Here is a 12,263-nt window from a genome sequence, read left to right on the forward strand (position 1 = left end):
CCGTCGGCGCGCCGTCACGACTCCCGCCCCTCGGCGCGGGGCAGCCAGCGGGTCGCCCTGCGCCCGGCGAGCTCGACGGCGGCCGAGGTGGACCAGCCGAGCAGGCCGATGGTGGCCATCCCGACGATGACCGCCGGGTAGTCGACCAGCGTGTACGACTGCCAGGTGCGGTACCCGACGCCGAACTCGCCGGAGATCATCTCGGCGGAGATGACGCAGATCCACGCCACCCCCATGCCGACCGAAAGCCCGCCGAACACGCCGGGCAGGATGCCCGGCAGCACGACGTTCCACAGAACGTGCCGCCGCCCGCCGCCGAGGGTCCGGACGGCGTCCTCCCACAGGGTGGGCAGCGCCCGCACGGCGTGCCGGGTGCTCACCATGACCGGGAAGAAGGCGGCGACGAAGGTGATGAACACGATGCCCTGCTCGTCGGTGGGGAACAGCAGGATGGCGACCGGGACCAGCGCGATCGCCGGGATCGGGCGCACCGCCTCCAGCAGCGGCAGCAGCACGTGGCGAGTGCGTCGCGAGCGGGCGACGGCGACGCCGACGGCCACGCCCGCGACCGAGGCCAGCCCGAACCCGGTGAGGATGCGCAGCAGGCTCTGCAGCAGGTCCAGGTAGTAGACCGGGTCCGCCAGGCGGCGGGCGGCCTCGGCGGCGATGTCGCCGAGCGTCGGCAGCCGGTCGAACCGCAGCCACAGGCGCGCGTCGGTGACCGTGAGCGCCTGCCACACCCCGGCGGCGGCCGGCAGCGAGGCAGCCTTGGCGGCCCAGCCCCACCGGGCCCCGCGCGGCGCGGGCGTGGGAGCGGCGGCCGCCCGCGGTGGGGAGGTCCGGGCCGGCGCGGTCACCGCGCCTCGCCGCCCGCCTTGGCCGCCCGCAGCGCCTCCTCGTAGGAGAGCGGCCGCGTCTTCGGGTGCCGCTGACGGTAGGCGTCGGCGCCGTCCTGCGTGGTGAAGGGCAGGAACCTGTCGTCGGGCGCCGCCGCGGGGTCACGCAGCCAGACCGAGCCGTCGGCGAACCACCGGGTGCCGGTGACGGTGTCGGGGACGTAGGCGGCGCGCACGGGCGCGCCGGCGGCGGCGATCTGACGCAGCAGGCAGGTGGGCGTGGCGGCCGGCCGCGTCGTCGTCGCGCCGGCGAGCCACAGCTCCGAGGCGGTCACCGGGTCGCCGGCCGCCTTGCCGCACACCGGGTCGGGCCCGGTGATCCGCGCGGGGTTGGCCGTCGAGGCCAGGTCGGCGTCGTAGGTGGGGCCGTACGCCTTGCGCAGGTAGGAGTCGTCGACGAACGCGCGGACGTCGACTCCGGGGAAGCCGTCGCCGATGCGCTTGAGGAACGGCACGTCGTGCTCGTGGGCGGCCTGGAGCGGCGGCTTGAGCGTGGGGTCGAAGGTCGCGATGCCGCCGGGGCCGTTGTAGAGGTAGACGACCTCGGCGGGCAGCCCGGTGGCCGTGGCGACGGACTCGGCGGCCTCCAGCGGGTGCTCGTGCAGGTAGCGGGTGGCGTCGATCTGGGCCTTGAGGAAGGCGTCCACGACGTCGGGGTGCTCCTTGGCGTACGCCTGGCGCAGCACCACGCCGTGGAAGGTCGGCACGTCCAGCGCCGAGCCGTCGTACAGCAGCCGGGCCTTGTGCTGGAAGACCAGCAGGCCGGGCCAGGCGACGAACTGCGCGTACGCCTGCACTCCCCCGGACTCCAGCTGCGAGGCGCCCACCGCGGGCTGGTGGTTGACGACGCGCACGTCCCGGGCCGGGTCGAGGCCGGCCTTCTCCAGCGCCTGGACGAGCGTGCCGTGCCCGGCGGAGCCGGCGCTGGCGGAGATGGTGGCGCCCTTGAGGTCGGCGAGCGTCCTGGCCGTGGAGCCGGGCGGGACGACGACCATGTTGAGCCCACCGCGCAGGTTGTACCCGGTGATGGACACCAGCCGCGTGCGGGCCGCCGGGATGCCCTGGGTGCGGGCGGCGTTGATCAGCAGCGGGTAGTCGCCCATGGACCCGATGTCGATCTTCCCGGCGACCATCTTCGCCGTGATGGGCGCGCCGGTGTCGTAGTCCTGCCACTCGACCGTGTACCCCGGGCCGAGCCGCTTCTCCAGGTAGCCGAGGGACCGCAGCAGGGTTCCGGCGGTCACCGTGTTGATGGTCTTGGACTGGTAGCCGACGACCAGCGTCGTCTTCTCCCCGCCGCCCGCCGCGCCGGCGACCGAGCAGCCGGTCGCGGCGAGCATGACGGCGATCGACGCCAGGGCTGCGCGCATGGCGGCCTCCTTCATCGCAGCAGGTAGGGGATGTTGATGGTGACGGCGTCGACCGGGCACCTGGCGGCGCACGGGCCGCAGTACCAGCACTCGTCGACGTGCATGTACGCCTTGCCGGTCTCGTCGCTGATGGCGAGGGAGTCGAGCGGGCACGCCTCGACGCACAGCGTGCAGCCGTCGATGCACAGCGACTCGTCGATGGTCACGGGCACCTCGACCCGCTGTTCGATCAGGGCCATGGTCGTTCCTCCATGGTGGCGTCGTGGTCGCGGCGCGCGGGCGGCGCTGTGCCGGCCGGGCCGCCGCCGGGGGCGGGGGGTGTGCGGTCGAGATGGCCGCGCATGGTCAGCCGGTCGCCTCTGAAGCGGATGAACTCCAGGTCGACCGGCCGGCCGTCGGCCAGGTGGGTGAGCCGCTCGACCATGAGCAGCGCGGCGCCGCGCGGCGCGTCCAGGGCGGCGGCGGTGTGGGCGTCGGCGTTGACCGCCTCCAGGGTCAGCTCGGCCATGCCGAGAGGCTGGCCCGCGATGCGTTCGAGCAGCACGAAGATGTCGTTGTGCTCCAGGTCGGCGTCGAACAGCGGCTCGCCGACCTCGCGGACGAGGTAGGTCAGGTCGAGCGAGAGGGGCACGCCGTTGAGCCGGCGGAGCCGTTCGAGGTAGATGACCCGCTCGCCCGGCGGCACGCCGAGGCGGTGGCCGACCATGGCCGGCGGCTCGATCAGGGTCATGGTCCTGACCTGGTTGGTCACCTCGCCGTGCTCGTGCAGGGTCTCCGCCAGGCCGAGCAGCCGGTGCAGGCCGTGGGGGTACTTCTCCCCCGCCACCGTGGTGCCCACTCCCGGGCACCGCTCGACCAGCCCTTCCTCGCGCAGCAGGTGCAGCGCCTCGCGCACGGTGTTGCGCGAGGCGCCGAACTCGCGCGCCAGCGCGGCCTCCAGGGGGAGCTGCCCCGCCGGGAAGTGGCCGTGCACGATCTGCCTGCGCAGCAGGTCGGCGACCTGCCGGGCCCGATCGGCCCGGCGGCGCCGCGCGGTGGGCTCCGCCGTCACCCGTTCCACATCCGCCTCCCCGGCTGTTCGCCAGCTCCGACGGGATCAACCTAGCAATCCGGTAGGGAAATGGGGATAACGGGGAGATTGCGCCACTCAGCCGAGTCCGCGCACCACCGCCGAGCAGCCGACCGGCCGCCGGACCGGCGAGATCCGCCACCGGACGGCCGCGTCGTCAGGGGGCGGCCGTGTCGTCAGCGGGCGTTCAGGGCGCGAGCGCCTTCTCGAAGCAGAACGAGTAGTCGAGCGACTCGTAGGGCGGGAAGATCGGCACGCGGGTGTAGCCCTCGCGCTCGTACACCCGCACCGCGTCGGGCTGGCGGTCGCCGGTCTGCAGGATGATCCGCCGGGCCCCGAGGGCGCGGGCGGCCTCCTCCGCCGCCGCCAGCAGGGCCCGCGCCACCCCCGAGCCGCGATGGGACGGCGCGACGTACATGCGCTTGAGCTCGACCTCCTCGCCCAGGCGCCGAAGGGTGACATGGCCCACGGGCACACCCCCGTCGAAGGCGACCCCGGTGTACAGGACCGTCTCGGCCCGCACCTTCATGTCCGGGGGCAGGTGGCCCGGGTCGGCGAGCCGGTCGGCGTACCGCAGCCCCATCTCGGCCTCCATCGCCGTGCGCAGCTCCTCGGCGCCGGGATCGTCGTAAGGCACGGCCCGGACGGCGAACGTGGCCTGGTCGGTCGTCATCTGTCTCCTCACCGGGTTCACGGACGGGGCTGGCGCGCCCTGGGCTGCGGGCAGCCAACGGTACCCGCGACGGCGCGAGGCGCAGGCGGCCGGGATGCGAAGACCTACTGGTTCAGGTGGTTCTGCCGCCCCGTGCGACCGTCGCGCCCGGCGGGCCGCACGCGTGCGGTGCGCTTTTGGGTAGTTTGTGATCAGTCGAGGGGGTGGTCATGGGGCTTTCGTACGTGGTGACCGGCGGCGGTCAGGGCATCGGCCGGGCGATCGCCGAGCGGCTTCTCCAGCGGGACGGCCGGGTCGTCGTCATCGAGCGCGACCCCGCGGCGGTGGCGTGGACCCGCGGGCATCCCGCCGGGCCGCGGGTGGCCGCCGTGACCGGCGACGCCTCCGACGAGTCCGTCACCGAGCGGGCCGCCGACCTGGCGCAGGCCGCCGGTCCGCTGGCCGGCTGGGTCAACAACGCCGCGGTGTTCCGTGACGCCTCCCTGCACGAGGTCCCGGCGCGCGAGATCGTCGGCCTCGTCGACCTGAACCTCGGCCCCGCCGTCGCGGGCAGCGCCACGGCGGTCCGCCGCTTCCTGGCGGCCGGACGCGGCGGCGCGATCGTCAACGTGTCCTCGCACCAGGCGCAGCGGGCCGTCCGGGGCGCCCTGCCGTACGCCACCGCCAAGGCCGCCGTCGAAGGGCTCACCCGCGCGCTGGCCGTCGACTACGGCCCCTCGGGAGTGCGCGTGAACGCGGTCGCCCTCGGCTCGATCGCCACCGCCCGTTACCAGGAGTTCCTGCGCGGCCAGGAGCCGCGGGCCGCCGGACGCGTCGAGGACCAGATGCGCCGGCTCCACCCGCTGGGCCGGGTCGGACGACCCGAGGAGGTCGCCGCGGCGGTCGCCTACCTGCTGTCGGACGACGCGAGCTTCGTCAACGGCGCGATCGTCCCCATCGACGGCGGCCGCTCCGCCCTCGGCCTGGACCCCGAGGAGACCTGAGCGAACGCGCGCCTCGCCGTAGGCCGTGATCTCGCGCGCGCCGGGGCCGAAAACGGGTGGCCGGCGGCCCGGGGAGCGGATCTACGATGTGGCCGTGCTGACCCCTCCCCGCGACCTGCCGGACGGCGTTCTGGCATCGGCGCTGGCCCGCGAGTGGGGCCTTGCCGCCGTCTCGCTCACCTACCGGCCCGTCGGCTTCGGCAGCCACCACTGGGAGGCCCGCGACACCGGAGGCGCCCGGTGGTTCGTCACCGTCGACGAGCTCGACGGCAGGCGCCTGTCCGATGACGAACCGCTGGACGCCGCGTACGGCAGGGTGTGCGCCGGCCTCGCCACCGCTCGCGTCCTGCGCGACCACGGGCACGGGTACGCCGTGGCGCCCGTCCCCACGCGCGGCGGCGAGCCCGTGGCACGGTCGGGCGACCGCTTCTGCGTCGCGCTCTATCCGTTCGTCGAAGGGCGGAGCTTCTCCTGGGGCGACTACGCCCCCGGCCACCGGCGCGCCATCCTCGGCATGGTCATCGCCCTCCACACGGCGCCGCACGCGGCCCGCCGGCACGCCATGGCCGACGACTTCGCCATCCCCCACCGCGACGAACTCGAAGCGGCCCTGCGCGGCGCCCCCGGCCCGGGCGCCTCTCCCGGCGAGGATCTCGGGCCGTACGCGCGTCCGGCCGCGGCGCTGCTGGCCGAGCACGCGGCGCCGTTGCGGCGGCTGCTCGGGCGGTACGACGACCTGGTGGCCGCCGGTCGGAACGACCCGTCCCGCATGGTGCTCACCCACGGCGAGACGCACTCCGGCAACACCATGCTGGCCGCCTCCGGCGGCTGGATGCTCATCGACTGGGAGACCGCGCTCGTCGCGCCGCCCGAACGCGACCTGTGGAACCTCGACCCGGGCGACGGCTCCATCCTCGCCGCCTACACCGCCGCGACCGGCATCGCGCCGCTGCCGGCCATGCTGCGCCTCTACCGCATCCGCTGGGACCTCGCCGACATCGCCCTGGAGACCACCCGCTTCCGGCGGCCGCACCGAGGCGGCCCCGACGACGACAAAGGCTGGCGGATCCTGCACGACCAGGTCACCGGCGTCTCCGCCCTCGCCTGATCCCACCGGCCCGACGGCGCCCGCGACCCGGGACGATCGCGGCCCGCCGGAGGGCGCGCCCGCGTGGAGCACGGGCGAGACGGGCGAGGCCGCGTTCACGGGGCCGGGTGACGGCGGGGGGTGAGGAGGTGAGCGATCAGCTCGGTGCGGGTGGTCAGGCCGAGCTTGGCGAGGATGTTGCGCACGTGGCTCTCGACGGTGCGCTCGCTCACGGTCAGCCGTTCGGCGATCCGCCGGTTCGACAGCGCCTGCGCGACCAGGTCCGCCACCTCACGCTCCCGGGCGGTGAGCGGGTCGCCCGCACGGCGCCGGGCCGCCGCCTCGGCGAGCAGCCGGTCGGCGCGGGCGAGCGGACCGGGAAGGTCCAGCCGCCGCGCCTCGGCCGCGGCCCGCGCGGCCAGAGTCGCCGCCTCGTCGTGATCCCCGGGAGCCCCTCGGCGCAGCAGCACCTGCGCAAGGGCGAGCCAGGAATGGACGAGCCAGGGCCGGGCGCCCAGCCGCACGTTGACCTCGGCCGCCATGCGAAGGGCCCGCTCGGCGTCGTCCAGCCGGCCCATGACGGCCGCCATGCGCCCGGCGGCCCGCGCGGACGCCCCGCCGCAGAAGCTGTCGGCTCCCCCGGGCACGCCCGCGGCCCGCGACCACGGCAGCCAGTGCTCGTACGCCCACCGCGCCGCCTCGGCGTCGTCGAACACCTCGACCAGCTCGGTCACATGCTGGAGCACGCCCATCCCGTGAACCCCCGGCAGGGGGCCGCGCAGCAGCAGCCGCAGCCGCTCGTACCCGGCGAGCGCCTCCTCGCGCGCCCCGGTCAGGTGCAGACGCAGCGCGTGGGCGGCCTCGACCACCGGGATCGGCGCCGCGAACGCCTCGGGGTCGCCTTCCGGCACCTCGCTCGGGTCGCCCCGTACGAGCGCCACCAACGCGGCGAAGACGTCGGTCACCACGCACGCCAGCGAGTCACCCGTCCGGACCGCCACCGCCCCCGCCTCCGAGGACCGGGCGCGCGCCTCGTCCCAGCGCCCGGCCAGTGCGGCGCGGGCCGCCGCCACCCGCAGGTGGTACCAGCGGGCCACCGGCAGCCGCGTCGCCGCCGCCAGTTCGCCGAGCCGCGCGATGCCGTCGTCCACCGCGGCGAGGTCTCCGCTCTGGTAGTCGGCGTCCAGCCGCCAGATGTACCCGCGGACCGCCGGCATCGGCCGGCCCACGCGCAGGCCCACGCCGACGGACAGCTCACCGAGCCGCCGGCGTTCGGCGGCGTCGCCGGGCCGGTCGAGGATCCCGGCCCTGGCACGCGCGGCGTCGAGCAGGGCCGCGGGGTCGCCGCACCCCTCGGCGAGGCGCAACGCCTCGGCCGAGGTCCGCGCGGCCTCCTCCCACCGGTCGGCCTCCACCTCCCACGACGCCTTACGCGCCATCAGCCGCGACCGCGTGACGGCCTCACCCACCCCAGCCCCGACAAGGCCTTCGCTCCCTCGTTCCCCCGCGACGCCTCCGCCCTCCAGGTCCGCTGTGGCGGCTTCGCCCTGCCGCTCCCCCATGGCCGCCAGGGCGCGGTCGCAGAGGGCGGCCATGGCGACCACGACGCTCCGGTCCCCGGCCCCGCCGAGGACGAGGGCGGCGGACGCGAGCAGGTCCGGGCGTCCCGCGGCGCCGGCGGCCTCGGCGGCCTCGCGGCAGTGTTCCGCGCTCTGGCGGACGAACCCGGCGCAGCACTCGGCGGTGGCCGATTCGATGAGGATCTCCGCCCGCCGCGAGTGATCGACATCCAGGCGATCGAGCAGGCCGAGAGCCTGACGGCTGAGCCGGGCCGCGTCCTGCGGCGCGGAGGAGCGCAGCGCGTGCGCGGCGGCGGCGCGCGTCCACCGCAACGCCGCGCGCAGGGTCTCGGGGTCGTCGCCCGCGCGCTGCCAGTGGGCGGCGACGCGCGCGGCCTGCGCGGGATCGTCGCCTGCCCGGCGGGCCAGCGCGGCGGCCGCACGCCGGTGCAGCCCGGCCGCCTCCCGGGCCGCCGCGGCGGCCACGCCGTCCCGCACCAGGGCGTGGGCGAACCGGTACGCGGGCGGCCACGTGACGGACGTCGGCGTACCGCCGGTCGTGAGCACGCCGGCGGTAGCGAGCGCGTCGAGGTGGGCGGACACCACGGCGTGCGGCAGATCGCGGACCTCCGCCAGCAGACGCGCGTCGATGTCCTGCCCGAGGACCGCCGCGGCCCGCGCCGTCTCCCGCGCCTCCGGGCCGAGGCCGTCGAGCATTCCCAGAACGAGCTGCCGCAGATCCGCGGGCGGCACCAGCCCGTCAGCGCTCATATCGCCCTTGTGCGGGGCCCCGCCGGCGGGGTGAGGTGTGCGTCCGAGGGCCGCCGCCATCGCGGCGACCAATAAGGGGAGGCCCCCGGTGCGCTCGTGCACCGCCGGCGCGTGCGCGGCGCCCCCGGGGACGTCCGCGAGCACCCGCGCCACATCCCCCACGGTCAGCGGGGCCAGGGCCAGGGCGCGCACGGCCCGGCCGCGGGCGATGCCGGCAAGGGTGGCGGCCAGGGCGCCGTCGCGTCCGGGAGCCGGATCGCGGTGCGTCGCCAGGACGAGCAGCCGCGACCCCGGGGTCTCCGAAGCGACGTGGCGCAGCAGGGCCAGGGACGCCTCGTCGGCGTCGTGGACGTCCTCCAGGACGACGACGAGGCCCTTGGCGTCCTCGGCCGCCGCGAGCAGCGCGTCGGCGAGCGAGACGAGCCGCCGGAACCGCGCGGCGCCCGCCTCCGCGACATCCCCACCGGCCCAGATCGCATCAAGATCCACTCCGGCGGCGTTCCCACCGGCCTCCACCGCATCACCACCCGCCCCGACGGCGCCGGGGGCGCCTTTGGCGGTATCGAGGTCAGCCTCAGCGGCATCGGCACTCGACCCGACGGGATCGGCGCCCGCCTCGGCGGGGTCGGCGTCCGCTCGTGCCGCTGGTGAGCGGGTCGCGGGGCGGGGGGACGGATGAGGGGCGAGGCGGTGCAGCAGGCGCGTCCACGGCCACAGTGGGGGGACGCCCGGCTCGTCCGGACAGCGCGCCCAGACGACACCGGGTTCGCCGGCCAGGGCCTCCTCCACCAGGCGGGACTTGCCCATGCCTGGCGGACCCGAGACGAGGATCACCCCTCCACCGCCCTCCCGAGCGGCGGCGGCGGCCTCGCGCAGCACGGCGACCTCACGATCGCGCCCGGCGAAGGGACGCGAGGCGCTCGGTCCGGCATCCACCGGACCAGTCTGACAGCCACGGCCCCGATCCCATGGACGCCCGTCTCCGACGGCCTCCTGGACGGTCCACATTGACCTCGCGGGGGTCTGCGGGCCCGGGGTGGGTGGGGGTCGGCCGGCGTCCCGGCAGGACTCGGCGGTCGCAGCGTGTGGGCGCGGATGCGTGGGGGCTCGGGATGTGTGGGGGGCGGCCGGCGTCCCGGCAGGACTCGGCGGCCGCGGCGTGTGGGCCGGGTGCGTGGGGGCTCAGTGCCGTGGGTCAGTGGTAGCCCTCATGACCGGGGCGCAGCGACGGTTCACGCTGGTCACGACGCCGGAGCAGAGATGACCGGACGCAGCGGAACGGTGCGACGAGGGGGACGAAGTGGAGCTTCGTGAGTACGCGGGATACGACGCCGTCGGGTTGCGCGGGCTGATCGCGGCGGGTGAGATCTCCGCCGGCGAGGTGGAGGAGGTCGCGCGGCGGGCCCTGGAGGCGGCGGACGCCGAGTTGAACGGGCTGGCGCTGCCGCCGTTCACCCCGGCGCTGGACCACGACCCCGGCGGGGCGCTCGCCGGGGTGCCGTTCCTGATCAAGGACAACGGCCCGATGGCCGAGGGGACGCCGTTCTTCTGCGGCAGCCGGGCCGTCCGGGCCGTGGCCGGGCACGACACCGACCTGATGCGGCGCCTACGCTCGGCGGGCCTGGTCACGCTGGGCCTGACGACGGTGCCCGAGATGATGATCAGCTTCTCCACCGAGTCGGTGCTGTACGGGCCGACGCGCAACCCGTGGGACCTCGCCCGGGGCGTCGGCGGGTCCAGCGGGGGCTCGGCCGCCCTGGTGGCGGCCGGAGCCGTGCCCCTCGCCCATGGGAGCGACGGCGCCGGTTCCATCCGCATCCCCGCCTCCTGCTGCGGGCTGGTCGGGCTGAAGCCGAGCCGGGGACGGGTGCCGTGCGGGCCGGACGTGGGCGAGCCGCTGTTCGGCATCTCCATAGAGTCGGGGCTGAGCCGCACGGTGCGCGACACCGCCCACTACCTGGACGCGATCCAGGGCCCGGCGCCGGGCGACAAGTACACCGCCCCGCCGCCCGCGCGCCCCTACGCCGAGGAGGTCGGGGCGGATCCCGGCCGGTTGCGGGTGGCGGTGTCGACGCGGGGGTGGCCGGACGTGGCGGCGGACCCGGAGGTGGCGGCGGCGGCCGTCCAGACGGGTCTGGCGCTGGAGAAGCTCGGCCACGTGGTCGGCGAGGCCGGCCCGGAGGTCGGCGCGGAGACCATGATGAGCGCCATGGTGCCGTTCGCGATCGTCGCCGTCGCCGCGCCGCTGCTCACCGCCCTCAGGGCGCCGGACCCCGCCAAGGTGGAGGCGGTGACGCGGCGGGCGTTCGCCGAGGCGGGGGAACTGAGCGCCTACCGGCTGCTGGGCGCGTTCGACGCGCAGAACCGGGCGGGCAGGACGGTCGGGGCCTTCTTCGGCGAGTACGACCTGCTCGTCACGCCCACGCTGGCGCGCCCGCCCGCGCCGCACGGGACGCTGCGGTACGACGACCCCGGGCACACGGTGGCCACGTGGCTGGAGTCGCTGTTCGACTACGGCCCGTTCACGGCGCTGTTCAACCTCACCGGGGAGCCGGCGATCAGCCTGCCGCTGGGGTGGAGCGAGGACGGGCTGCCCATCGGGGTGCAGATCGTCGCCCCGTACGGCCGGGAGGACCTGCTGGTCCGCGTCGCGTCGCAGTTGGAGGAGGCCATGCCGTGGGCCGGCCGGACGCCCGCGGTCCATGTCGGGGGCCGGTGACCGCCCATGCCGATGGCGGCCGCGCCGGCGGCCGCCATCGGTGCGGGTGCGGCGCGCCGTCCCGCGGGACGGGCGCCGGGACCCGCGGCTAGGTGAGCGGACAGGTGTCGCGGTACTCCGAGATCGCGATGCTGCGCGGCGCCGGGCAGAGGAACTGGTCATAGCGGGTGTCGTCGTCGATGAAGCGCTTCATCCACGAGATCATGTACTTGGCCATCGTGGTGTTGGACGTCTGCGGGAAGAAGTGCGAGGCCCCGGTGAGCTCCATGTACGCCTTCTCGGTCGAGGAGGGAATGCTGGTGTAGAACGGCTGGGAGTGCGTGGCCACCGGGGCGATGGCGTCCGCCTGGCCGCCGATGATCATGGTGGGGACGCGCACGCCCGACCAGCTCTTGTCGAGGTTCCACGGGGCGATGGGGATGGCGGCCTGCAGCGACGGGCGCGCGTTCGCGGCCTCCAGGGTGCCGCCGCCGCCCATGGAGTGCCCGGCCACGGCGAGGCGCGTGGTGTCGATGCGGGCCCGCACCGTGCTGCTGCTGTTGCTGACCAGGTAGTCCAGCGCGGCGAGCAACTGCCTGCCCCGGCTGTCGGGCTGGTCGTACAGGGTGTTGGTCTCGATGCCGAACACGACGAACCCCTGCGAGGCGAGCCGGGGTCCGAGCCAGCTGAGGCTCGACCAAGTGGCGGTGTACCCCGGGGAGATGGCGATGGCGCCGAAGGTCCCCTGGCTGGTGTCGGTCGGATAGTAGATGGTGCCGCCGCCGAACCCGCTGACGCTCAGCGAGGACACCGAGGTCTGGGCGGTCGCGAACGGCCCGCGGGCCGCCTCGATGCTCGCGTTGGTGGGCGCCGGGCCGCGCTCGTAGGGGCCTGCCGCCGCGTGCGCGCCGGGGGCCGCGGCGAGGGCGCCACCGGTCAGGGCCAGGGCCAGGCACACCTTGGTGATGAGCCGCGCCCCGAACCGCCGCCGGGGGACGGCGGCCCGGTCTCGCAGGAGGGCGGCGGCGGGCAGGGGGGTGGGGGAGAGGATCTCGCGTGGCTGCACGTTCGTGTGCTCCCTGTCGGTGGGGGGACCAGCGGGCGAGGCGCCCGGCGACCCGGCGGCGGCCCGAAGCAGGCGGCCGGGGGGCCGGCCG

The 12,263-nt window shown here is 75.7% G+C and carries 10 protein-coding genes; 3 read left to right on the plus strand and 7 right to left on the minus strand.

Annotated features, from left to right (window positions below):
* Positions 1 to 14 precede the first annotated feature (14 nt).
* The 5 genes from ABZT47_RS00065 to ABZT47_RS00085 all read right to left on the minus strand — a co-directional run bounded on the left by ABZT47_RS00065 (position 15) and on the right by ABZT47_RS00085 (position 4,008).
* Positions 15 to 857 (minus strand): ABC transporter permease, encoded by an 843-nt coding sequence (locus ABZT47_RS00065; protein WP_354834090.1) that lies wholly within the window; start codon positions 855 to 857, stop codon positions 15 to 17.
* Entirely contained in the window at positions 854 to 2,266 is a 1,413-nt protein-coding gene (locus ABZT47_RS00070; RefSeq protein WP_354834093.1) for an ABC transporter substrate-binding protein, read from the minus strand. The genes ABZT47_RS00065 and ABZT47_RS00070 overlap by 4 nt, the downstream gene beginning before the upstream one ends.
* Positions 2,267 to 2,277: 11 nt before the next feature.
* A complete protein-coding gene (locus tag ABZT47_RS00075) occupies positions 2,278 to 2,505 on the minus strand; it encodes a 4Fe-4S dicluster domain-containing protein (RefSeq protein WP_148440852.1) in 228 nt (75 codons plus the stop codon).
* Positions 2,496 to 3,326 carry a GntR family transcriptional regulator gene (locus tag ABZT47_RS00080; RefSeq protein WP_354834097.1) on the minus strand — a complete coding sequence of 277 codons (831 nt, stop codon included), beginning with the start codon at positions 3,324 to 3,326 and terminating at the stop codon, positions 2,496 to 2,498. Before ABZT47_RS00080 ends, ABZT47_RS00075 begins: the two co-directional genes overlap by 10 nt.
* A 196-nt stretch (positions 3,327 to 3,522) precedes the next feature.
* Positions 3,523 to 4,008, minus strand: coding sequence for a GNAT family N-acetyltransferase (locus ABZT47_RS00085; protein WP_354834100.1), 486 nt, complete (start codon positions 4,006 to 4,008; stop codon positions 3,523 to 3,525).
* A 209-nt stretch (positions 4,009 to 4,217) separates the two neighbouring features.
* Here ABZT47_RS00085 and ABZT47_RS00090 point away from each other — a divergent pair, with 209 nt between their 5' ends.
* On the plus strand, positions 4,218 to 4,991 hold the full coding sequence (locus tag ABZT47_RS00090; RefSeq protein WP_354834103.1) for an SDR family oxidoreductase: 774 nt from the start codon (positions 4,218 to 4,220) through the stop codon (positions 4,989 to 4,991).
* Between the two features lie 94 nt (positions 4,992 to 5,085).
* Positions 5,086 to 6,099, plus strand: coding sequence for a phosphotransferase (locus ABZT47_RS00095; protein ID WP_354834106.1), 1,014 nt, complete (start codon positions 5,086 to 5,088; stop codon positions 6,097 to 6,099).
* A 95-nt stretch (positions 6,100 to 6,194) separates the two neighbouring features.
* Here ABZT47_RS00095 and ABZT47_RS00100 read toward each other — a convergent pair whose 3' ends face one another.
* Entirely contained in the window at positions 6,195 to 9,344 is a 3,150-nt protein-coding gene (locus ABZT47_RS00100) for an AAA family ATPase (protein ID WP_354834109.1), read from the minus strand.
* 364 nt (positions 9,345 to 9,708) lie between these two features.
* Here ABZT47_RS00100 and ABZT47_RS00105 point away from each other — a divergent pair, with 364 nt between their 5' ends.
* Positions 9,709 to 11,127, plus strand: a complete 1,419-nt coding sequence (locus tag ABZT47_RS00105) for an amidase family protein (RefSeq protein WP_354834112.1) — start codon at positions 9,709 to 9,711, stop codon at positions 11,125 to 11,127.
* Positions 11,128 to 11,215: 88 nt separating this feature from the next.
* On the opposite strand, the gene ABZT47_RS00110 is transcribed toward ABZT47_RS00105, so the two are convergent.
* Positions 11,216 to 12,052: an alpha/beta hydrolase gene (locus ABZT47_RS00110; protein WP_354835428.1), complete on the minus strand. Its 837-nt coding sequence runs from the start codon at positions 12,050 to 12,052 to the stop codon at positions 11,216 to 11,218.
* Positions 12,053 to 12,263 lie beyond the last annotated feature (211 nt).

This window comes from Sphaerisporangium sp. NPDC005289 (genome assembly GCF_040607455.1).
GTDB classification, from domain to species: Bacteria; Actinomycetota; Actinomycetes; order Streptosporangiales; family Streptosporangiaceae; genus Sphaerisporangium; species Sphaerisporangium rhizosphaerae.

Bases quoted from the DNA above. Each gene is read 5' to 3' on its own strand.
- ABZT47_RS00075 (WP_148440852.1), bottom strand. From the start codon at position 2,505: ATGGCCCTGATCGAACAGCGGGTCGAGGTGCCCGTGACCATCGACGAG.
- ABZT47_RS00070 (WP_354834093.1), bottom strand. From the start codon at position 2,266: ATGCGCGCAGCCCTGGCGTCGATCGCCGTCATGCTCGCCGCGACCGGC.
- ABZT47_RS00090 (WP_354834103.1), top strand. From the start codon at position 4,218: ATGGGGCTTTCGTACGTGGTGACCGGCGGCGGTCAGGGCATCGGCCGG.
- ABZT47_RS00085 (WP_354834100.1), bottom strand. From the start codon at position 4,008: ATGACGACCGACCAGGCCACGTTCGCCGTCCGGGCCGTGCCTTACGAC.